At 40.6% G+C, this 23,982-nt stretch carries 17 protein-coding genes; 10 read left to right on the top strand and 7 right to left on the bottom strand.

Features of this window, described 5'->3' with window-relative positions:
• Window positions 1–13 precede the first annotated feature (13 nt).
• Window positions 14–1,321 (bottom strand): L-fucose:H+ symporter permease, encoded by a 1,308-nt coding sequence (gene fucP, locus H5162_RS08395; RefSeq protein WP_182778250.1) that lies wholly within the window; start codon window positions 1,319–1,321, stop codon window positions 14–16.
• Window positions 1,322–1,609: 288 nt separating this feature from the next.
• Between fucP and H5162_RS08400 the strand changes: the two genes are divergently transcribed.
• The 6 genes from H5162_RS08400 to H5162_RS08425 all read left to right on the top strand — a co-directional run bounded on the left by H5162_RS08400 (window position 1,610) and on the right by H5162_RS08425 (window position 8,494).
• Window positions 1,610–2,767: an ROK family transcriptional regulator gene (locus tag H5162_RS08400; protein WP_220493207.1), complete on the top strand. Its 1,158-nt coding sequence runs from the start codon at window positions 1,610–1,612 to the stop codon at window positions 2,765–2,767.
• Between the two features lie 463 nt (window positions 2,768–3,230).
• The gene (locus H5162_RS08405) at window positions 3,231–4,196 is read left to right on the top strand and encodes a carbohydrate kinase (RefSeq protein WP_182759844.1); all 966 of its coding nucleotides are present in this window, start codon (window positions 3,231–3,233) and stop codon (window positions 4,194–4,196) included.
• A gap of 169 nt (window positions 4,197–4,365) precedes the next feature.
• Entirely contained in the window at window positions 4,366–5,880 is a 1,515-nt protein-coding gene (locus H5162_RS08410; RefSeq protein ID WP_182759843.1) for a cryptochrome/deoxyribodipyrimidine photo-lyase family protein, read from the top strand.
• The gene (locus H5162_RS08415) at window positions 5,870–6,022 is read left to right on the top strand and encodes a DUF2256 domain-containing protein (RefSeq protein ID WP_182731067.1); all 153 of its coding nucleotides are present in this window, start codon (window positions 5,870–5,872) and stop codon (window positions 6,020–6,022) included. The genes H5162_RS08410 and H5162_RS08415 overlap by 11 nt, the downstream gene beginning before the upstream one ends.
• Window positions 6,023–6,646: 624 nt before the next feature.
• A complete protein-coding gene (locus H5162_RS21360; RefSeq protein ID WP_259398189.1) occupies window positions 6,647–6,976 on the top strand; it encodes a hypothetical protein in 330 nt (109 codons plus the stop codon).
• Window positions 6,977–7,351: 375 nt separating this feature from the next.
• Window positions 7,352–8,494 (top strand): N(5)-(carboxyethyl)ornithine synthase, encoded by a 1,143-nt coding sequence (locus H5162_RS08425; RefSeq protein ID WP_182759842.1) that lies wholly within the window; start codon window positions 7,352–7,354, stop codon window positions 8,492–8,494.
• A gap of 62 nt (window positions 8,495–8,556) precedes the next feature.
• Here the strand turns inward: H5162_RS08425 and H5162_RS08430 are convergent, their stop codons facing one another.
• The 5 genes from H5162_RS08430 to H5162_RS08450 form a co-directional block, all read right to left on the bottom strand.
• Window positions 8,557–8,820, bottom strand: coding sequence for a biotin/lipoyl-containing protein (locus H5162_RS08430; protein ID WP_182758545.1), 264 nt, complete (start codon window positions 8,818–8,820; stop codon window positions 8,557–8,559).
• Between the two features lie 28 nt (window positions 8,821–8,848).
• Window positions 8,849–14,170, bottom strand: coding sequence for a DNA repair ATPase (locus H5162_RS08435; RefSeq protein ID WP_182778252.1), 5,322 nt, complete (start codon window positions 14,168–14,170; stop codon window positions 8,849–8,851).
• An 81-nt stretch (window positions 14,171–14,251) separates the two neighbouring features.
• On the bottom strand, window positions 14,252–16,354 hold the full coding sequence (locus H5162_RS08440; protein WP_145237480.1) for a flotillin family protein: 2,103 nt from the start codon (window positions 16,352–16,354) through the stop codon (window positions 14,252–14,254).
• 62 nt (window positions 16,355–16,416) lie between these two features.
• The gene (locus tag H5162_RS08445) at window positions 16,417–17,040 is read right to left on the bottom strand and encodes an OB-fold-containig protein (RefSeq protein ID WP_259398190.1); all 624 of its coding nucleotides are present in this window, start codon (window positions 17,038–17,040) and stop codon (window positions 16,417–16,419) included.
• A 217-nt stretch (window positions 17,041–17,257) separates the two neighbouring features.
• On the bottom strand, window positions 17,258–18,748 hold the full coding sequence (locus tag H5162_RS08450; RefSeq protein ID WP_182778254.1) for a dipeptidase: 1,491 nt from the start codon (window positions 18,746–18,748) through the stop codon (window positions 17,258–17,260).
• A gap of 190 nt (window positions 18,749–18,938) precedes the next feature.
• Between H5162_RS08450 and H5162_RS08455 the strand changes: the two genes are divergently transcribed.
• The 3 genes from H5162_RS08455 (at window position 18,939) to H5162_RS08465 (ending at window position 21,792) form a co-directional block, all read left to right on the top strand.
• Complete coding sequence (locus H5162_RS08455) at window positions 18,939–19,109, top strand: DUF2986 domain-containing protein (protein WP_182778256.1); 171 nt, start codon at window positions 18,939–18,941, stop codon at window positions 19,107–19,109.
• A gap of 296 nt (window positions 19,110–19,405) precedes the next feature.
• Window positions 19,406–20,806 (top strand): pre-peptidase C-terminal domain-containing protein, encoded by a 1,401-nt coding sequence (locus H5162_RS08460; protein WP_182759838.1) that lies wholly within the window; start codon window positions 19,406–19,408, stop codon window positions 20,804–20,806.
• Between the two features lie 128 nt (window positions 20,807–20,934).
• The gene (locus tag H5162_RS08465; RefSeq protein ID WP_145237492.1) at window positions 20,935–21,792 is read left to right on the top strand and encodes a GyrI-like domain-containing protein; all 858 of its coding nucleotides are present in this window, start codon (window positions 20,935–20,937) and stop codon (window positions 21,790–21,792) included.
• Window positions 21,793–21,856: 64 nt separating this feature from the next.
• On the opposite strand, the gene H5162_RS08470 is transcribed toward H5162_RS08465, so the two are convergent.
• Window positions 21,857–22,825, bottom strand: coding sequence for a TDT family transporter (locus H5162_RS08470; protein ID WP_182731060.1), 969 nt, complete (start codon window positions 22,823–22,825; stop codon window positions 21,857–21,859).
• Window positions 22,826–22,936: 111 nt separating this feature from the next.
• Here H5162_RS08470 and H5162_RS08475 point away from each other — a divergent pair, with 111 nt between their 5' ends.
• Window positions 22,937–23,815, top strand: a complete 879-nt coding sequence (locus H5162_RS08475; RefSeq protein WP_145237498.1) for a LysR family transcriptional regulator — start codon at window positions 22,937–22,939, stop codon at window positions 23,813–23,815.
• The last annotated feature ends 167 nt before the right edge of the window (window positions 23,816–23,982 follow it).

The raw sequence follows: 23,982 nt of genomic DNA on the forward strand, positions 1-23,982 counted from the left end.
GGTTTTGTGCATTTTAGCAAGGTGCAACATTATTAAATGTTCTAATTTTTGTTTTTAAATCAAATGCTGCATAACCAGCCACAATAATAAAACAGCCTGCTGGCACAATATAAGAAAAAGCGACACTGAAGGTATCAATAAATACAGCCTGTACCACGGGTACTATCGCTCCACCTAAAATAGCCATTACTAATCCGGCAGCACCTAACTTTGCATCATCGCCTAAACCATGTAATGAAATTGCGTAAATAGTGGGAAACATTAACGATAAACAAGCCGATATACAAACTAAAGCCCAAACCCCACTTATAGTTGGCATTTGCACCATATATAAACATAATAGCGTCGCAATTACAGAGGTTGCCATTAATAGTTTTGCTGGTCTAATAAATCCCATAAGCCATGTCATCATAAACCGAGAGAACAGAAAAGTGATCATACTGTATTGCAAAAACGTTCCACCGGTCACTTCGTTTGTATCAAGTGCTTCCATAACGTATTGAATGGTAAAGGTCCATACACAGGTTTGCGCTGCAACATTAAAAAACTGCGCAATAACGCCAAAGCGATAATGTGTATTTTTAAATAATCGTTTAAAGGTTGCACGAAAATCGACATGCTTAGATACCTTTTTTTGCTTGCAAAAGTTAGGTGTTTTAGTAAATGCAATTGCCAGCCAAATAAGCACAAGTACGCAAGCCATACCCACATAAGGCACCATAACCGCATCTAGTTCTGCTTTTATTACCTGAGTTAGTTGCTCAGCGCTCATAGCTGCACGCTCATCTGAGGAAGCTATATTTAGGCTAGGTAAAATAAGGGTTGCGGCTAAAAACACACCGATATTAGTACCAACAGGATTGAAAGATTGCGCTAAATTTAGTCTACGGGTTGCACTTTGCTGATTTCCCATTCCCATCACATAGGGGTTTGCTGAAGTTTCTAAAATAGATAGACCACCAGCTAACACAAATAAAGCGGCTAAAAAAAAGCCGTAAGTCATTGCTTGGCTTGCGGGATAAAACATAAATGCCCCTATCGCAGCCATGCCTAAGCCTGTCAATACTCCCGTTTTGTAAGAAAAGCGTTTATTTATATAAGCGGCAGGAATGGCTAAGCAAAAGTAGGCGCCATAGTAGCTAAACTGTACAAGTGCCGATTGCACTGAAGACATAGTAAATATTTTACTAAATACTTTAACTAACGGATCAGTCATATTTGCTGCAGCACCCCATGCTGCAAAGCAAAGTACAAGCAAAATAAAGGGAACCACCATCTCCTTAGAGACAAGAGGTGTTTTTGTATGTGTGTGTGTGGTCATTGCCATGTCTCAGTTGTTAACTTTGAGTAAAGCATTTAAACAGGTAAATATCACCTCGTCAATAAATCAACTATAGTTATTTATTACATTTAACAATACTTAATTGTACTCTGTCGTTAATTTAATATTAAATGATCAGCACAGTAATAAAACCAATGCTGTCGCCAAGTATGTCCGCTCAGTGTACAATTAGTTAAGTTATTCAAGACAATAACAGATTAGACAGGAATCATTATCAAAGCTAAAAACCCTCGACTCGTCTCACAAGAAGGCCGAAGCCAATCTGGCTTGCGTGCTCACAATGAACGTCGAATTATGTCTTTAATTCGTCAACAAGGGAGTGCGCCAAAAGCCGAGATAGCACAAAAAACGGGTCTTTCTGCACAAGCCGTTACAGTTATTATCAATAGCTTAGAAGCCGAGTCGTTATTAATAAGAAAAGAGCCACAGCGTGGCCGTGTTGGCCAACCCACTATTCCGTTTGCCTTAAATCCTGATGGTGCTTTTGGCATCGGCTTAAAAGTTGGTCGCCGAAGTTATGATTTAACCTTAATTGACTTGGTCGGAAATATACGCGCAACCTTAAATGAGTACTGTGCCTACCCTACTGTAAATAGTCTGCTCACTTTTCTTGAAAAAGGTATCAGCGTACTTAAAATGAGCTTAAGTGACGAGTTAGCCGAGCGTATTCTAGGTATTGGTGTTGCAACTCCTTTTGAAATTTGGAATTGGACTGAAGAAGCTGGCGCACCAAAGAAAGTAATGAATGAGTGGAAGTCTTTCGATTTTAAACAAAGAATCAATCAGATCATCTCTCTTCCTGTCTATGTATGTAATGATGATACCGCAGCATGCTCAGCAGAGCTGAGCTTTGGCAACCCAGCTCGCTTTACTGATTTTTTATACATTTTTATTGGCACTTTTATTGGTGGTGGAGTCGTTATAAATGAAACCTTATTTACTGGTAAAAAAGGTAATGCGGGAGCTATTGGCTCATTACCAAGGCCTGTACTCAATAGTGAAGGCCAACTAACATCGCAACAGCTGATCATGCAGTCTTCGCTGTATATACTTGAAAAAATGCTTAAAGATGATGGTTACAATACCGACATAGTGTGGAGTTCAAAAGAATATTGGGGAGATTTAGGCCCTGTTTTAGATAAATGGATAGATCAAGTTGCAGATGGCCTTGCCTATGCAGCACTGTGCTCACTGGCTATTTTTGATTTTGAAGCCATTGTGATTGATGGTGCAATCCCTATCAATGTAAGAGAAAAAATAGTATTAGCAACAAAGTTAAAATTAAGCCAAGCCGATCATCGTGGCATATATCGCTGTGCCGTACAAAGCGGCTCTATTGGTGCTAAAGCTCAATCAATAGGTTGCGCTAACCTACCGTTAATTATAAATTTTTCTCAAGATAACGTCAGCCTTTCCCACAACTAGCTTCCAATAAATTTATCAAGCAGCCGGCGCTATTCGCCGGCGCTTTGATATTCTGGATTACCCGCAAATAAATTCAATTAAATAACTCCATAAACTTGTACAAAAAAATAAGTAATAATAGTTGATTTATTTCTTTTAGTTCTCTACATTCTATTTACAAATTTGCCCAAACTGGTGAGGCGGGCTGATAAAACAGCAAGTTTGTAATCACACGCAACAAAAAGCAAAAAATGGTTTAGGATTTGGGCACATAATCGTAACGGGCACATCTGGTCAAAAAAGAGTGAATCTATCAATGCCATTAACCCAGCTAAGTTAGCTGGCTTGATTCGAGAAGATACATAAAGCGACGTATTTTTTGACACCAAAATCAATAACTGTCTTGGTGGTCAAGGCTTAGATTTAACCAAAGGTATCGTTTAAAACGAGACGATACCCTGACAATTTTTATAGGAATAACGTAATGGAAGTAGTTGCAATTGGTGAAGCCTTAATTGATTTACTCTCAAATGATTGTATAGATAAAACAGTATTAAGCAGCGAGCTAGGATTCACTCAATTTGCAGGAGGTGCCCCCGCAAATGTAGCTGTCGCCGTAGCAAAGTTAGGCGGTTTGAGCTCATTGCTTGGTAAGGTAGGCGATGATCCGTTTGGTCGTTTTTTAATAAAGGCACTCGATACAAATAATGTTAAAACATCACATGTTAGCTTTTCTAAAAAAGGTAAAACTGCACTAGCCTTTGTCTCATTAGATGAAAGCGGTGAACGTACATTTGATTTTTACGATAAAGACGCCGCGCATTATGATTTGCAGATTTCCGATTTAACCCCCTCTTTATTTGCAGCCCCTAAAATAGTGAGTTTTTGCTCAGGCTCTTTAGCTAAGGCTAACGTATTAAATACTACGTTAAATGCACTAAAACACTTTAAAGAAGCAGACTCGGTTACATGCTTTGATATTAATTTTCGACCTGCCTTTTGGGATGAACCACTTACAGCCCCATCCATTATTAATGATATAGCTAAAACGGTTGATGTTATTAAAGCAAGTAAAGATGAGCTGATAGCCCTGTATGGCATTGAGCATATTGAAACCGCAATAAAAAGCTGGGTAGACAATGGCGTGTCATTGGTTTTAATGACTGATGGTGGCGAGCCAATTACATTTTCCTCATGCTCATTTAGTGGTACATATCCTTGTCCACCAGCGAATGTCGTAGATACCACAGCTGCCGGTGATGCTTTTGTAGGCGGTTTTTTATACCAAGTAGCTTCGCTAGTAAGTGATAAAAACGAATTTACTGATTGGGTCAATAATTTTGAAAACGTATTAAAAGCAATCGACTTTGCAACTAAGTGTGGCGCCTCAACTGTCGCAAAGTTTGGTGCATTCGACGCTTTACCAACGCAGCAAGACCTGTCTGCCTGAGCACTTACAATCAAGCAGCCTATTTGTAACCTCTATACTAACGACTAAAACTCATATTTTTAGTTTTAGTCGTCTAACAAAATCGCTTTTAAACTACTTTTACATTTAATACGTATAAAACTATTTATGCCTAATTATTTATAAACGATACGGTTTTGATATCACCAGTATGAAAGAAAAAATAAACATAGTCTGGTTTAAACGTGACTTACGCCTAAGCGATCATCAGCCTTTAAAAAATGCGTTTAGTAATTGCCTGCCCACACTATTAATTTATAACTTTGAACCTTTACTGCTTGACGATGGGCATTACAACGAGCGGCATTGGCGCTTTGTCTATCAATCAATTGTTGATTTAAATACCCAACTAGCTCGCTTTAATAGCCGCGTGTATATATTTAATGAAGACATGCAAACCCTGCTTGAATCGCTTCACTCGCAGTTTGCAATCACAAACATTTTTAGCCATCAAGAAATAGGGCTAAACAACACTTTTGAACGTGATAAAACCATTAAAGCATGGTGCCAACACCATCATATTAACTGGTTAGAGTCGCCAACCGGGGCTGTGATACGTGGCAAAAAAAATCGCCACAATTGGAACGAACGCTGGCAACAAACCATGCAAGCACCTATTGCTATACCTAACTGGAAGCAAATAAAGCCACTCCCCCTTACTGACTATAAAACACCCAAGCTGCCTAGTGCCTATACGCAAGATAATGAATATTTTCAGCATGGGGGCCCACGACTTGCCCGTGAAGTAATGCAAAGTTTTTTTGCTGAACGCGGTAAGGGTTATCAAAAAGGAATATCTAGCCCTAGTTTAAGCCGTACTCATTGCTCTAGGCTATCGCCCTATTTAGCGTGGGGAAATATCAGCCTGAGGCAAGTGTATCAAATGGCGATTGACGCATATCATAGCACTCATGCTGATAAAAAAGGTTGGAAGCGCCCGCTTGCTGCATTTGTATCTCGCCTGCACTGGCATTGCCATTTTATGCAAAAGTTTGAAAGCGAATGCAGCATGGAATTAAAAGCATTAAATCCGGGGTACCATGCATTTCCATATCGTGATGACGCACAAGTTACTAGCGATATTGAACGCTGGGCACAGGGGCAAACCGGTATTCCTATTATTGATGCCTGTATGCGCTGTTTAAAAGCCACCGGTTATATTAATTTTAGAATGCGCGCTATGTTAGTTAGTTTTGTTACGCATCATTTAAACATCAGCTGGCAACATGCAAGCCTGCCGTTGGCTAACTATTTTTTAGACTTTGAACCGGGGATCCACTACCCGCAAATACAAATGCAAGCATCGGTTACGGGCATTAATACTATTAGACATTACAACCCGATTAAACAATCTGAGGATCAAGACCCGAGCGGTGAATTTATAAAAAAATGGTGCCCAGAGCTTGAAAAGCTGCCTGTAGAATACTTGCATGAACCTTGGGAGCAAACACCCATGGAAGCATTATTTAACGACTTTAAACTAGGTGACGATTACCCTGCACCGATGATTGATTTAACCAAAGCGTCTAAAGAAGCGAGAGAACGGCTTTGGCAATATCGCGAACGTATTGAGGTTAAGCGCGCTATTCCTGCGATTTTAAAAAAGCATGTAAGCATCGCCCCTAGATCAAAAAGTACAAAGACAAACCATCACAATGGCTCATAAAAAACTAACTTTACCGCAAAAAACCTGCCCCACTTGCAAACGTGATTTTGCTTGGCGTAAAAAATGGCAGCGCGACTGGGATAACGTTATTTACTGCTCGCAGCGCTGTAAACGCAGTAAAAACGAAGAGTCAACGCGCTAGCTAAAATTTGCAGTTAAACAGAACAAAGCTTTGTTATTGATTCTAAAAATACGGTAACATCATTGTTATTATTAATAATAAATAGCAATAATTATCCTAACGGTGGTTTTTCAGGGTAAGTAAAATAAATTAAGGGATACTATGAATTGTAAATTGGTATACCCAAATTACCTTAAAATACGAGGTTCAGTTGGAATTAAACGCAACTTAGGCAAGGCATTGATTGCAAATAATAGTGGTTCTATTGTTAAAATCAATAACGCAGTATAAGTTGCGTTTAAACCAACCCTTCGGGCATTCCACAGGAAATTACTCTCCGCGTTGTTACTTCTTAAAAGGGATTACCATTATTGCAAAGTAACGCCTTGATATTAATCCCCTGTGTAATGCTGAATTCTGTATTTTAAGATAACTTGGGTATATGGTTTACTTAAACCTAGTTTTATTGAAGGTCAATTTCGTTCGCACACATGCACGCACTGTAATGGCCACTGGATACTAATCGAAGACTTTGCAGCTTGGAAAGAGCGTAACCCAAACTTTGCATTTGCTGACAATATCTCATTCGAAGCCGACGCTACAGACACTAAAAAAGCATTAATTTGCCCAGTATCGGGGGTCATTATGCGTAAGTTTCGTATTTCTTCATCAACTGACCATCGTATTGATTACAGCGCACCAGTAGGTGGGATCTGGTTAGATGCAGGTGAGTGGGAATTACTAAAAGAAGAAGGCTTAGCTGGTACTTTGAATGCAGTAGTAACACAGCAATGGCAAAACCAAATTAGAGAGCAAAGTACCAAGCAAAACTTTAGTGACATATATGCTGATAAATTCGGCGCAGACACTTATACAAAAGTGAAAGAACTCAGAACATGGCTTAATGCACAACCGCAAAAAGCAGATTTGAGAGCCTACCTAATGGCTGAAGACCCATATTCTGCAGAAAAGTAAGCTGCTAAAAAAGTGGGACTCGCTGTATCGAGTCCTTTCATCACAAAATACACCACAGTCATTGTACTTGTTTAATTTTCTTATTGCTGTGTTAACCGCATGCGCCACTGTTTTACTGTTATACTCAAATGCTAATACGCAGAAGCCAATCGCGGCTATGTCATATTTACTTTCAACTTGTCATTCTATGCAAGTTAACCACCTGATTTAAAACCGCTTTATATTAAAAATACTAATTTAGTAAATAACAAAACCCTTTACTGAGACCATTGTTTACAGTCAAGTGTTTCGCTTGCCTGTAAAACAGCCCACAGTTTGTTGGCGAAGTAGCATCATTCGTTTATGAACTCAGCATACTTTAAACAAGGCGATAGCATGAGTGAATTAACTATTGGCGTAATTGGTACGTCACGCAAGACAGATGAACGACGTTACCCTATCCACCCAGACCACCTTAAGCGCATTCCAGAACAACTTAGAAAACAACTGATCTTTGAACAAGGCTACGGCGAAGCTTTTAATGTGAGCGATGCGCAAATAGCCGCATTAACCGCTGGTGTTGCACGTCGCAGTGATATTTTAACCCAAATAGGCACCGTGATCATCGCCAAACCGGTGCTTGCTGATTTACAAGAGCTACGTGAAGGTGGAACCCTTTGGGGCTACGTACATTGCGTACAGCAACGCGAAATAACCCAAGCTGCACTTGATAGAAAACTCACTCTCATTGCGTTTGAAGATATGTTTGTATGGTCGCCACAAGGCAATGTTGGCCGTCATACTTTTTATAAAAATAACGAAATGGCCGGCTACTGTGCGGTATTACATGCACTGCAGCTTAAAGGCATTGACGGACATTATGGTGATCAGCGTAAAACCATCATCTTTAGTTTTGGTGCTGTTAGTCGCGGTGCAATTTATGCACTCAAAGCCCATGGTTTTAGAGATATTACGATTTGCATCCAGCGCCCCGATCACGAAGTACGCGAAGAGATCCTGGACTGCCATTACGTTAAAGTTCGCCAAGGCCAACACGATGAAGCACGGATGATGGTGGTTGAACACGATGGGACGCAACGGCCACTAACGGAGCTCATTAGCGAAGCCGATATTATCGTAAATGGCACTTTTCAAGAAACTGCAAACCCAGTTAATTTTGTTATTGAATCTGAAGCGGACTGCCTAAAAGCAAACAGTTTAATTATAGATGTAAGCTGTGACGAAGGTATGGGGTTCTTTTTTGCTAAACCCACCACATTTGCAAATCCGATGTTTCGCTATGAAACCGTTGATTATTACGCGGTTGATCATACACCTAGTTATTTATGGGAAAGCGCAACACGTTCAATCTCAGCCGCCATGATTGTATACTTACCTACAGTATTAGCAGGCAAGGCACAATGGCAAAAAGATGAAACTATCCGTCGTGCGATTAATATTGAAGACGGTATAATCAAAAATACTGCGATTCTAGCGTTTCAAAAGCGCCAATTAAACCCGCCTTATAATGCACTTTAGTTATTAAACATCAATAAACACGCCGAGCAGCTAATCCTGCTCGACGAGTTCATCTGTAAGAGTCATTGTTCTGATGTTGTTTGCTCACCAGCAACTTTTTCTCTCAGTTGCATCACCACTTGCTCTGATATAGCTAAATCTCCTTGCTTGGCACTAAAGCTATGAACAACCCCGGCAGAGGCAGCAACCACTTCCAACACCACTTTATCAAAATCAACATCAAATAAAGTTTGGTCTCGTACTACGGCATCCCCCTCATTAACGTAAATTGCCGAAATCGTAGCCTTACCCATCATTCCTTGTAGTTCAGGTACTTTGATATCCATATTGCTTCCTTTGTGGTTAATTTAAATGCTATTTCGCGCCCCATGCAGCAATCAATTTTTCAAACTGAGCCTGCACATTGTTATTATTGATACCTTGAGTTTGTTGGTTAATTGCATTAACAAGCTCAGTAAATGACGTTTGGTTATTGTTACTGGTAACCGCTGCAGTTAGCGCATTCACAGCCTCTTTATTATCAAGGGCTGCAAGTTGCTCAATTAACGCCTGCAAGTGTGGCTGACAGTTATTACCAGCTATAGCACGGCTTAATTGCTCTAAACTTGCCATATAAGGCGTTTGCACAAAACCATTATCAAGCGATTGCGCTATGCTACTAATTGCTTGTTTATTATCTAAACCTTGAATATTCACACCAACACTTTGTAATAACTGGCTGTAATCGTGGCTTAGGTTGTTTTTACTAAGTTTACCGGCAATCTCTTCCAGTGATTGATGCAAATAACCCATTTGCTCCACCGCCATCATCACCGGACTGCCGGCGCCATCAAGTTTATTTAAACGTACAAAGTCACCTTTAATTTGACTAAAGCGCTGCTGCTGTTCTGCGCTTAAGGTGCCACGCAGTTCACCGAGTTTAAGTAAGTTCTCTTCAGAGCCTTTACTGAGTGTTTGCGCTTCACCACGATAATGGTCACAAATCAAGTTTTCTAGCTCTTCGTCATTCATGGCAGCAACGACTTTTTCTGCCATTTTATTCATATTACGGTAGCTGCCTTGCAATTTAAATGGCGGCTCTGTGCGGTAATTATTATCTTGCGCGGCTGAGGCAATATACTGGGCGTTCACTTTTAATACGGTATTACGAATAGTGATTAGTCGTATAAGTACCGCTTTAATTTCGTTAACTTCCGCTTGTGAATAGCCGTGTTCAAGCTCATTTAATGAAATATCTTCGCCTTGACACATCCTCACTAACTTATATAAATCTTCCATGTTGCGGTTAGCCAATGGCGCTAATACTGCATTAGATGTTAGCGCATTTTCTATAAAGCTCATGGCAAACTCTTGCTCACACCCGGCTAAGGTATCACCAAGATTATAAATATCGGCGCGGTTTGCCAACATATCAGGAATTTTAAAGCTCTCACCAGATTCCGTATACGGGTTACCTGCCATCACTACGGCAAACTTTTTACCGCGTAAATCATAGGTTTTACTTTTACCGTTCCACACCCCGTCAATACGTCTTGAGCCATCACACAAAGAAATAAACTTTTGTAAAAACTCAGGATTAGTATGCTGAATATCATCTAAATACAGCATCACGTTATTGCCCATTTCAAAGCTCTGATTGATTTTTGCAATCTCTTTTTCAGCAGTAGCATTAATGGCTTGAGCAGGATCGAGTGACACCTGATCGTGCCCTATCGACGGGCAATTTACTTTTACAAAAGTCAGCCCTAAACGGTTAGCAACGTATTCAACTAAGGTGGTTTTACCGTAACCTGGCGGCGAGATCAGTAATAGCATGCCCATTAAATCAGTGCGTTTGTTTTTACCTGCTGAGCCAATTTGTTTTGCTAAGTTATCACCAATAATTGGGAAGTACACTTTATTGATTAGCTGATTACGTACAAACGAGCTAAGTGGCCTGGCTTTAAATTCCTCAAGTTGCAGACGTTCTTTTTGCGCCGCTAAAATATCACTGCGCAGTGCATGATACTGCTCAAAAGCCGGTACTTGCTCTGTGATGTATTTACGAGTTCTGGCATAAAACTCTGCATAATCAACATGTAAAGTTTGCTCTTGCACTCGTTTATGCTGCCCCATTAAACGCTCAACTTGGGTGTTTGGGGTGACGTCCAACACAGTGTATTTTAATGTTGTGGTGGCACTGAGATGCAAGTAGTTAGCCGCTTCCGCCTGCACCATCGCCGACACTTTAGGATTTTGCATGCAGTACGCATTAAGCCAACTTAAAAATAATAATGCTCGCTCATCAGTTTGCTTTACGTTTTCACAGGCCTGAGCAAGCTCGTTGCTATAACCTTTGGCTTTAGCGTCACTACTAAACTGTTCAGCTAAATTTTTAGCTTGCTGAGAAACGATAAATAGCTGTTGCTCTGCCGTTTTTTGTTGCGCTAATTGTTGCACTAAATAAGCTGCGGCCAAGTCACTGGATAAATCAGCAAAACGTGCAGATAATTTGCTAACTTGAGTTAAAAAGACATTGATCTGTTCACTTAACTGCGCGGTTAACGTGCTGATAAAACTGGTCGCAGCAAAGTGTTTATCCATCAAAATAGCATTGCTCGCTTGATGGAAATATTCGTTCAGTTGTGCAGATGACAATTGCGCACTAAATAACTGCGCAATAATACGACAACTAGCCGGATAAATAAGTAAATCCAGACTATTTTTTTGCGTCAGTAAGGTGTCAATAATTGCCCATGCATCGTGGTCATGAATGCCTTTTTCATAGCCTTCTTGATAGCGCGGTTCAGCAAATTTTTGCACCAGCTGCAATAATTGTTTATCTCGTTGTGCCTGCTCTAATTGTGCAAAAGTCAGCGAATGCTCACTGTTTTCACAAGCGAGTAATATTTGTGCAGCTAAATACTCACCACGATAAACCACCTCACTTTCAGAAACTAATGTTTGTTGCCACAAATGACGGCTTTGCTGTAACGTTTGTAAGCTTTTCTCATCTGTTATTGGCTCAAAATAATCAGTACCCGTTAAGTGCAGCATCAGCTGCTCGTCACGCGGCAATAAGGTTAAATCGAGTAATTGCTTATTAACACTAAAAGCGTGCTTACCAATACTGACTGTATTGCCGCCGTCAGTGAAAATATCTTGTTTATCACGTAACGAACGTATGCCCTGATCTTTACTGGCTTTTAGCTTTGATTGGATATCATCGGCACGAATTTCATCGCCTAACTCTTTAAGCTCACTAGTCAATGCACGAAGCTTGCTGATCATAGGATCGGCGGCAAAATAAGTATTTAATGCATCAAGCTCAGTAAAGCTTTGCGCACGGCGGTTAACGCCTTGCAATATACGCTCGGCGGCATTGGCTAAATTCAATGCGCGGCGCTGACGGGTATCAATTAAGCTTTGTTTATGCGCTTCAAAGCTTTCGTATACGTCATCACGTTTGGCAATGATCTCTGTCAGGTATTCGTCAAAATCACTAAATTGCGATTCCAGCTCTTCAAGCTGAATAAGCAAACGTGAAAGTTGCTCGTCACACGCCTCTGGGGTTTTAGCATTATTTAGTGCGTTGGTAATACTTTGCGAAAAAAGCTTAAAGCGTGCGGCAAATTCAGCTTTAGCTTCAACACTGCCAAGGCTCTTTTGACGGATTTCAATGCTCGCTTTAGCACGATTAACCAACGCATAAACAGCACTGATATCTTCGAGGATTTGCGTGCGCACACGGCTGTCGTCGATGTCTAAATCAAGCATAGTGTGGTTAAGTAAATCCAGCTCTACACTTTGCGCATCTAACTGTGCGATATAGGTCTTCAGCTCGCTAACGCTTTCGCTTTTACTGCTTAGCTCTTCAAGCTCTTTAAGTTTTTCGTGGTACGGCGCCAGCGCGCTGTCTTGTTGTAAAAACGCAGCTGTTGCTTGGCTTACTTCCACCAGCCGTATATCAATTTCACTTTGTAAGTTATTCAGTGCAGCAATATCTATATATTTAATATCTTCAAGGCTTATTACTTGCCCTTTGAGCATTTTTAATGCATCAATACCTTGCACAAATTGCGGTGCGACTTTAAAGCTATCAGGACGTACTTCTCGGGTTACATCAGTGTATTGCTTATTAATATCCACCAAGGCTTGCTTGGCTTTGTTTTGAATCTCGGTGACTTTTTCAAACTCATCAAGCACTTGCTCAGCGGTTTCATTGATGCTGTGTAGGTTTTGTGCGATTTCCGCAAATTCGCTTTCGTTAAGCCAATGGTAACGGTCAAAGATATTCCGGCTAAGGGCAATTAAATCTTCGTAATGAAATAAAGTCGGGCTTTGCTCGCTAATGGCTTTACAGACACTGTATAAATCAGAAATACCGCGAACTAAATCGGGGTTACCTATTTTACCAAAAAAGCTAGTAAGTGGCGGCGCATTGGCTGCAAATTCAGCCGATACAAACGGGCTTTGCCAAATTTGAATCGGGTGTACTCGCTCCGCTTGGTCTTTATCGGCTTTAAAAGTCAGCGTTATACCATCGTTGTAAATAGCATAACCGTGACAATAAATTGGATTTTGCAGGTTTTTATCAATAATATTATAGGCAAATAGCGCGTAACGGCCTTCACTTGGCTCGTAAAACACGTATAAAACATCTTCGCCGTTTGGTGACTTTATATGTCGGTGAAATTCTAAATCTTCTATTTGCTCTTCAAACGAGCGTGCTTGTCCTGATTGTAAGTAGTAACCGCCAGGGAAAATAATGCCGTGATCTTCAGGTAAAGTAACACATGCACTGCCGATTGCATCTTGGCGCATGACCTGCTGAGTGCGGGTGTTATAAATAAAGTAACGCCATGTTTTTTCACGGTATGGGAGAATTTTTAGCAGCACTAAGTCGCCTACCAGCGCGTACTCAACTTCGCTGTCAGCAAGGGATTGGTTTTTATCATCAACAGCTTCTTGATAAATCCCTTCACCGGTGTCAGTGCTGTTTTCTATTTTAATGGTCAGTGAACCGCCAATGGTTTCAACAAACACTTGGTCGGCGATGTTGATATGAGCGTGGCGCCCTTCTATGTGGTTACTTCGGTCAGTTTTGAGCCATTCAAAATCATAGTCATGTGCGTGTTGAATATCACGCTCACCGCGGTTATCGATATAATTAATGGTGTTGTCTGGGTGAATTTCCCAGCGAAAAACCCGCACATCCGATAACTTGTCACCGATTTGGAATAGAGCAAATAGCTTGCCATTTTGTTGATATAAATGCTGTAGGCTGGTTTGTTTGTAGTAGGTATATAGTTCTTCAAAATCACGAATAAAACGACTATCGGTTAAAAAACGCGTTGTCTCTGGGTAAGGCTCAATTTCGTAATGGTCGTCTTGCTCCACCAGCTTTTGTACACTAAATACATCACTGATTGCGGTTTCTTTTTTTAATCCCAAAAATACGTTGTAAGCAAAGATAACTTTATCGCCAATAATCACGATATCGCGCGGGGTACAATTTTGCTCCGTACGAACGCGAACACGCCCTTTTACTTGTAGATCAGTGCTACCAAACTCGTTAATACGCTGTGTATTTACATCATCTATTTGCGTTTTTAAACTAGCACCAAAATTATTTAAGCGGCGTTTAATTAAATCGTACGAGCCTTGTTCTAGCGCTTGTTGAGTTGCGTCCGTCATGAAACCTATCCTGAAATTTAATAGAAGTTAGCCGCAATAGTTAAACTATTGCGGCTACAACGAGAGAACTTAGAAATTAAGCTAGTCTTTTGGATCTAGTTTAATTTTCTCATCTAACCCACCACCTAAGTTACCGCCTAACATGCTTAGTAATTGGCTTTTTTCAGCCGCAGAGGTATTACTTAACTGCTTTAATAACTTACTCATGTTGAAGTTTTTAAGTGTTTCGGCTGAGCCATTCGCCCCAGCTAACACCCCTTTTAGGTCTTCAATTAAATTACGATCACCATTTAAGTGATCTTTAAATACGGTTTGTACGGTTTTACTTTCATCAACTAAGCCATCAATTGATTTACCTAAACTAATTGCACTCATAAATTGATTAAAGAACTGACCATCGCCGCCCATAATATTAATATCAGCATTACCTAAGGCTTTCGCCATAATGTGTGCTTGATGCTCGGCAATATCTTTGCTGGCTGAAATTTTTGCCAATACGAGCTCTTTTTGTTGGTTAAGCTGCAGCGTAAAGCTTTCGTAATCGCGAGCATCTTGATCCATTGCGTTCAAGGCTTGTAGCTTCTCTTCAAGGCCTTTTGCTTCGGCGCGCATCTTACGCTCAAGGTTAATCGCTTCCACTTCACCTTGTTTCTCATTCGCATCAGCCATGGCTGTTTGTACTTGCGCCTGAGATAAACCAATTTCACGGTTACCTTGTGCTTCAGCTTCAAGTTTTTGACGCATTACTTTAGCATCAGTTTCACCTTGAATTGCATTTGCTTCGGCCTTCGCTTTAATAACATCCGCTTCAGCAAGCCCTTTAGCAGCTGTTTCAACTTGTTGCGCATGCGCCAAAATCTTTTTCGACTCAGCTTGTTGATTAGCAATTCTAAGCTCTGCGTTGGCCATTGTTTCAAGCTCACGAGCTTTATATTCTGCGGCTTGCTCTTGCGCTTTTGCAGCTTCGATATCTTTTACTAATGACTGTTCGGCTTCGGCTTTGGCACGAATGATCATCGCACTCTTCTCGCGCTCTGCACCTGCGAGTACTTTCACATCTTTAATGCGCTCTTCTTCTTCAGCCACTGATTTTTCAACAATCACGCGATCACGCACTACATCGGCAATTTCTTTACGTTCTACTTCCAGTGCTTTTTCTTTATTGATGCGCAGGATTTCGGTTTCTCTTTCACGTTCGATCACTTCAATTTCACGTGAACGAGCAACTTTCTCTTCTTCAATACCCAAAACGCGTAATCGGTTTTGTTCGGCAATATCAAGCTCACGTTGCTTATTTTGCTCGCTAATGCCTATCGCTTCTTCTGTTTGAATGCGGGCTTGCTCTGATTTTAAGCGCTCTTCTTGGCGTACTTTTTCAGCTTCGGCATATTCGCGGGCTTTCACGGTTTCAATTTCGCGCACTTGACGTGACATGGCATCTTGCTTTTGGCGCTCAATTTCCAGTGACTTTTCGGTGGCTTCTTGATTTTGGATCTCAATTTTAGCGCGTTCATCACACTTCAATTGATTGGTAGATACATTTTGTACTGCGGTCATTTCAGTGATGCGGCGAATACCTTCGGCATCGAGAATATTTTGCGGATCGAGCTTATCAATTGACGTTTGTTCAAGGTAATCAATAGCAACATCTTCAAGTGAATAACCCGATAAATCTTGGCCAATCACTTCTTTAATATTATCGCGAAATTCATTTCGGTGAGTAAATAACTCAACAAAATCCATTCGCTTACCAACAGTTTTAAGTGCTTCTGAGAATTTCGCTTCAAACAATTCTTGCAATGTGGCGTGCTCTGATGCACGGGCGCAACCGACTTGCTTAGCAACGCGTAAAATATCTTCTTTGTTTTCGTTAACACGAATATAAAAAGTAATGGCGATATCGGCGCGAATATTATCTTTACAAATCAAACCGCCTTTATCTTTACGCTCAAGCACCATGCGCTTGGTTGAAATGTCCATCACTTCCATTTTATGGATCACAGGGTAAACAATTCCGCCCGTAGTGGTGACATCGGGCTCGTTCTTCATTTTATTAATGATCAGTGCTTGGCCTTGCTCTACCTTGCGATAAAACTTGCCGATAATTAGCAAAATAGCAAAAATAACAGCGATTGCTATACCTACAAATGTCAATATAGGTATGAGATTATCTAAAAATTCCATGTTATGTCCTAACGTGATTATCGATTTATTATGTGTTACTTGCCCCTAAATAAACTAGGGTATTACCAAGGTTTGGCGGTAATAATGTAACAGTGTTGCTCTTTGAGGTATTCAAGCAACACCGCAGTGTCACCTGATGTAAATTGCTCGTCATTTTCAGCTCTAACTTCAAGTAACTGCTCAGTACCTTGAAATTTAACCCGTGCTTGGCCAAATGTATTGGTTACTTTGCCAGTGACAACAACACATTCTAAACCCAGTAAATCTGAACTTTGCGAGGTTTGTGCGCTGCTAAAAAAGCGCTGTAATGGCCGAGATATAATGGCCGCAATTGGCATAGCAATCAGTAAACAAACGCCCAGCATTAGCACGCCAAAAATATAAAACCACATACCATCGCCTAACAGATAGGCAAAAAACTTATGGGCATAGATGCTGATCAACCAGCTGCTCATCACTACGAGACTAATAGATACAGTAATTGGGATGCCACCAAAGCCCATGCTAAACCATGAACTCAATCCTGAGCATTGCGACGCATCGGCTTCAATTTCTAGATCTGATTCAAACATGTCAATATCAGCAAAGCCAATAAGGGTTATTAGCCAAAACAACATCACAACTAACAACAGGGCTGAAAAAATAACGGTGGGGAAAGTAAGCGCTAAGTTTAAAAATTCCATCATTACAACTATCCATTTATTTTAAACGCAGTAGGCGATAAAACTTTTTATCATTTAGTCGCGTAAATGTTAAGTGTTTTATGGAAAATCAACGTTGTTAATATAAAAAATTGTAAATGAACGACTACTTTGAAACGTTAACTTAGCTTAATTAACGACTTAGAAGTAAAAAAACGCCGCAATTTAGCGGCGTTTTACTTTGTGTGTATGACAACCTAAGTTACATATTACCCAGCTTTATCATCATTGCTGTATACATTTTAAGATTGAGCTTAAGTTGTTCAACTGTAATAAACTCATGCTCCGAGTGACCGGTGTAGCGCTTGCCTGGCATTGATGGCCCAAACGATACCGCATTATCAAATAACTTGGCATTGGTGCCACCACCAATAGATACAAACCCAGCCTCTTGATCACCGGTAAAATGTTTAAAAATATCTAACAATGCTTGTGCATGAGGTGCGCTGTCGAGCAACATTGGCGTGCCAATCACCACATCAACACCAGATAACTTTACGTTATTTCTCACTTGCCAATTACTCAGTGCGGTATCAATTTGCGTACGCAATACCGCTTCATCTTTACCCATTGGGCGACGTAAATTCACAGCGAGTGTGAGTTCATTACCATTACGTTCAATAAGCGTTGGTGCTACTGTCATAGGTCCCATAAAGTCATGTTTATAAGCAATATCACCAAACTGTTTGCCATGTATATCAAGACCAATTAGCTGATTAATAAACGCAATTACTTGGCCATCACTGTTATTCTCAAGCTCAACACCTTTAAAAACTTCTGCTAAGTAAGCAATGGCGTTAACCCCAGATTCTGGCTCTGATGAATGAGCAGACAACCCTTTTACGCTGATAACAACACTATCAGCTTGCTCGCTAAAGTTAAATTCCACAGCGTTAAGCGCACTCGTTGCATGTTTAAGTTTGCTGACTAACGCAGTATCGGCGTTATGTAACACCACACTCGCATCTTCTGGTATTTGGCTTTTAAAAGCGCCGCCAGTAAGTTCACTTACATACACTCCTGTTTGTGCTGAGGTAGCATTAAACGTTGGTGCAATTAAGCTCCAACCTTTCTCCGCGACAACCACCGGGTATGACGCATCAATAGTAACCGCATATTTAGGCTGCTGATAGCTTTTCATAAACTCTTCAAGCGGACCCCAATCAGATTCTTCAGCTAAGTAAATCATCAACTCAATACGATTATTAAGTGTGATCTGTTGATCTTTTATAGCTTTCATTGCATATAAAGCGGTTGCGATAGCACCTTTATCATCTTCTGTTCCACGCGCAATTAATTTACCTGGCTCTGAGGTACTATCTATTTCAAACGGGCTTTTTTTCCACTTACTTGCGTTGGCAGGTTGCACATCGCCATGGGTTACTATGGTTACTTTATCTGTTTGTTGACCCATACCAATTAAGACTGTGTAACCTAAATCTTGGTAATCAAAACCAAGTTCAGCAGCTTTCATTTTTAACAAAGCTTTAAAGCCAATAAAGTCGGGATTATCAGGAGTATTGATGCCGTCTTTATTAACCGTCGGGAATGATACTAAATTAGCTAAGGTATGAATTTGTGCACTTTGATATATATTGACCGCATATTGCGCCGCAGCATCGCTGCGCGTATCAAGGTTAGCATGTGCATTGGCGGCCAAAAGTGCCAAACTGGCTAAAATAAACTGTTTCAAAACAAATTCCTATTTTTAAAAGACCGAGAATTGGATAAACCAAACGACTCTGCAATTGTAACGTTGTTAACCTTTATTAAGCCAGCACTGTACCTATCACAGCAAGATTCAGAGCAAAATATTTAAATAGCTAATGGCTGCAATAAGGCTGTATACTATGCCACCAATTTTAAGCGCGTGAAGATAAACCATGAACCGCAGAAAAAAGATCGTTACTAAATTTAATCAAAGAGATAAGCGCGCTAACGCTAAATTACATAAAAGTAATAAGCCTGCTTATGTGTCTAAAGCTGAACGTGAAAGATTGGCACTACTCGCTCAAGAACAGCAAATAGACACTTTAAACGATGAAGCGTGTTGATAAATCAATAAAAACAAAAGCTTGAGACGAAGTGAAATAAAAGTTAATAAATAGTTGCAAATTGCACATCTAACTGTAATATTGAATATTCAGCAACAATGCTGAAACACACCAATAATCACTTAGGAGGCATAAATGAACAAACTATTTATTATCGCTCCTAGTGCTCCTCAAGAATGTTCTGTCAACTATCATTTAAGTGAATGGTTCGACGAATAAAAAAACCTGAATAATTTAAAAGCAATAATGCCTCGCAGTAGGAAGGCTTCTATGTAATTAAAATTCAGGTAACAATAATGAAAAGAAAACTCTCAATTCTTAATGGATCACTAGCCGCGTGCATGTTTTTTTCGTTTGCAAGCAATGCTTGCTTAACAAGTGAAGTTGAATCAAACGACACTGAAAGCAATGCAAATACCCAACTTTGTAGTAATACCACCGTTGCAGGCTCGTTGAGCCGCAATGATACTGATTGGTTTAGCTTTGAAGTAACTCAAGTCGGGCCTATTGAGGTCAGCCTTGAGCACAACACTAACGATGATTTTGACTGGGCATTATACCAAGAAACAGGATCTGCTGTTGCCGAAGGGGCAACTAGCAATGTACCAGAAACAGGCAGTTATAGTGCACAATCAACGGGTACTTATTATGTAAAAGTAACGCGTTACTCCGGTACAGGTTGGTACGATTTAACGGTCAATTTTGGTGAAGGTAGTAACACCGGTGGCGGAAGTGGCAGCGGTGATTGTGGCTATAGCTCTCGCCCTGCAAAGCCAGGTTCATTACAAGCATATTTACAAGGTGGCAGTGCTGATTCATGCAACACATTAACAGCTGATCAAGGTGCTGTATTACTTATGGGCGGTGGCAGCGATGTTGATCAAGCATTTAGTAATCGCGTTGCTAACCATGTTGGCAGCGGTGCCGATGTTGTTGTGCTTAGAACCTCTGGTACTGACGCTTATAACGATTATTTACTGAACTTAATGAATGCCGACTCAGTAGAAACACTGATCATTGATACTCGCAACAAAGCGAATGATGACTATGTTGACTGGGCTATCCGCAGTGCCGAATTTGTATGGATTGCAGGCGGTGACCAATCTGATTATCTTAATCAATGGCAAGGTACAAAAGTACAAACCGCTGTGCAACACGTTTTTGATAAGGGCGGTGTCGTTGGCGGAACGTCTGCAGGCATGGCATTAATGGCAAACAGCGTGTACGACCCAGATGGCGTTGCTGGCGCAGTATCAGATGAAGTAGTCACTGACTTTTGCCACGAAACACTTAACTTCAGCAGTCGATTTATTGATGTGCCTGTATTAAACAACAGCTTAACCGATACACACTTCCAAGAACGAGACAGAATGGGGCGTGCCATAGTGTCTTTAGGCCATCACAGCAATCAGTATTTTTCTATTGCAGCCAGTGAGGCAACCTCACTGTTCATCGATGCCTCTGGTACAGGTGTTGTTGACGGCAGCAATGAAGTTTACATCTTTAAAGAAACGGCTAATACGCAAAGAGTGACATTGCAATGTGGGAGCCCAGTAAACTATCAAAATATTAATAGAGTAAAGCTACTACCTGGTGATAATTACAATGTGGTTAGCCACGCTCATAATGGTATGCAACTAGACGTGAGCATTAATGGTAATAACAATAACTTCTACTCCCCTATCAATCCTTATTAATTCCCCCAGTTAAGAGCCCTTTGGGCTCTTTTTTATTTAAAAAGCAACTTGAGCAATTTCAATCAGGCAGGCATTCTCTTACTTTGTCACACTGACGCCACTTCTGAATAAAAGTATAACGAGTAACTATGAAAAACACGCACCTACAGCGCATCCATCATGTCTGTGATTATATAAACCACCATATTGATGAGCCACTTACATTAGATAGTTTAAGTGCCGTTGCCTGTTGTTCTAAATTTCATTTTCATCGTTTATTTATCTCAATAATGGGGGTAAGCGTTACTAAGTACACGCAATTTGCTCGCTTAAAGCGCGCCTCTTATCGGCTTGCTTTTGAGCATCACAAACGCATTATTGATATTGCATTAGAGGCAAGTTTTGAAAGTCCTGAAGCTTTTAGTCGTGCTTTCAAACGTGTTTTTGCTCAATCCCCAACTCAGTTCAGAAGCACACCAAACTGGCCACATTGGCATGCGCAGTTTGACTTTAAAATACCTGAATTAAAGGTTAGTAATATGAAAGTAGAAATTGTTCACTTTGCACCGCAAGCTGTTGCGTTGCTTACCCACAACGGTTCGGCCACTAAGCTTATGGAAACAGCCGCACAGTTTATTAAATGGCGAAAAGAGTCAGGCTTATCACCGGTAAAAACCAGTGATACTTATGGCATCCCTTATAGCGATCCTGCGGTGACTGACGACAACGATTTTCGCTTTGACTTCGCCGGCAGCGTCAAGCAACCAATTAGCGATAATCAATACGGCGTAAAAAATGGTGAGATCCCGGCAGGTCGCTGCGCTTTAGTCAGGCACTTTGGCAGTCATGACACTATCAGCGACACTGTTTATTATCTATATCGTCAATGGTTACCAAACAGTGCTGAAGAAGTTAGAGATTTTCCGTGCTTCTTTCATTACTTAAATCTCATTCATGAAGTAGATGAGTGTGATTTAATAACTGATATTTACTTGCCGCTAAAATAATAATTAACCGCAGAGGCAAAATCTCATTATTGCCTCTTCGTTCTGTATTCAAACTATTACAATTTCACACCCTCAAGCCGTTTAAAGCCAAGGAACTAAAATAATGCGTATAACGGATCGCTACATAGCCAACCACAGCGCTTGCTACTAGCAATTCAACTACCGCTAAATGATGTATTTGGTTTATAAACTGTACATCAACATTCATAGTTAGCATCCAATCCGCGAGTTTAAATAACGCCGTAGCACCAATGACCATGGGAAAGGTAAATGCAGCAAACCCAGGGCAAAACCTGCGGCGTAGTAATTTAAAAAATGCCGTATAAATAATTAATGTCATTAGTATGGCAATACCAAATAACCCCCCAATTATCACTGGCGACGGCTGGGTCACTACAGTGAAATACCCCGCCAACGATAAGCTTGCCGGCGCCGCTAATATAGCTAATGTGGGCTGTGCAGCATCAGGAATTTGCTCAGCAAATATTATCCGGTAAATCATTAACGGCAACATAACTGCGTACATTAACATGCCAAAATAAAGTGCTGCTTGTGCTAAAAACAACAGTGCTGGGTTACCCGAGAACGCTACATCGGCAACAATAATACCCACAGGTGGTACAAACCAACTTGGCACCATGTGTTCAATTTTAAATTCACGAACACGATGAATAACAAAGCTCAATAAAAATCCTAAGTGCAATAAAAATGCGCCTACCCAAAGCACATCCCCTGCTAATGGATTAACGTGCCCTAACGAATTAGATACCACCAACGTTGCCATAGCAAAAGTAGGCACAACGCTACCTACAACAGGGTGCGCTAAATCGGCTTTTAGTAATTGCGGGTGCAGTAAAAATTTTAAGCCAAGTATTAATAATAATACGCTCGCAATTGCCGCCCCAGTGTATTGCGCTGCGCCATTTGCATTAAACATGTTTTCCCAAGCCCAACCAAGGCTGGCTATGCCTAATGCTAATCCACCCATTGGGGTAGGTGCGGTTATTACTTTGGCTTTTATATAATTAAACATGTTTATACTCCACACTCACTGTTTATCTTATACAGAAGTTTAACCTTGCATTTTGTTTAGTTAAATCTAATTATATAGAACACATGTTCATAAAAACTAAACATAAAACTCATGAATATTTCTCTTAAACAACTTAAAGTGTTTGTAGGTATTACTCAGCATGCAACACTTACCGCAGCCTCAGAGCGGCTTTATCTATCTAAAGCGGCAGTCAGTATGGCGCTTAGCGAGCTTGAAAAGCAGTTAGGTCACCCACTGTTTGACCGAGTAAATCATCGCTTAATTTTAAATCAAGAAGGGCAAAAATTACTGCCCTTGGCCGATGAATTACTGCACAGAGCAAATGATATTAATACGCTTTTTTCGCCCCAAGCAAAAGCCAGCGGCACCTTAAGAATAGGTGCCAGCGATACCATTGGTAATCATGTGTTGCCCTTTATACTCAGTGGATTTCGCCAACAACAGCAGCATTATTCACAGCAAGTTTTTATTTCAAATTCTGAGCTTATTTGCCAAAAACTGCGCGATTTTGAGCTCGACATTGCACTAATAGAAGGCCAAGCCCAGCAAAGCGACTTAGTCTCAACCGTGTTTAGCCAAGACTCTATGTGTATTATTGCACCGCTATCCCACCCTTTAGCTGCAAAATTACAGCTTAGTTTTAATGATTTAACAAACAGCGAATGGGTATTAAGGGAAGCTGGCTCTGGTTCACGCTCATTCTTTTTACAAAACCTCGCTACGCATATCGATAATTGGAGCCAAAGTTTTGAACTCAACACGACAGAGGCACTGATCAACAGCGTTGCTGAAGGGTTAGGGCTGGGGTGTTTATCGTCACTCGCGGCACAGTACGCTTTACAAGATGGCCGCGTTACGCAGCTTAACTTAAACCACCCCATGCAAAGGCAGTTTTGGTTGGTGATGCATAAAGACAAATACAAAAATCCGTTGTTAACGCAGTTTATAGATTTTTGTGATCAGCTGTAATTTAGCCATGCTAAACATCATGGCTACATTTAGGTAATTTACTTAAAATGCGTAGCTGATACCGGCATTAACCGAGCGACCTTGTCCTGCTAATTGGCTGAAGCCTTCGCTCATATCTGTTTTAAAATCAGCAATACTGACTCCGCCTAACGGCTGTTGATAATACT

The sequence above is a fragment of the Pseudoalteromonas sp. SR41-8 genome, assembly GCF_014163915.1.
GTDB classification, from domain to species: domain Bacteria; phylum Pseudomonadota; class Gammaproteobacteria; order Enterobacterales; family Alteromonadaceae; genus Pseudoalteromonas; species Pseudoalteromonas rhizosphaerae.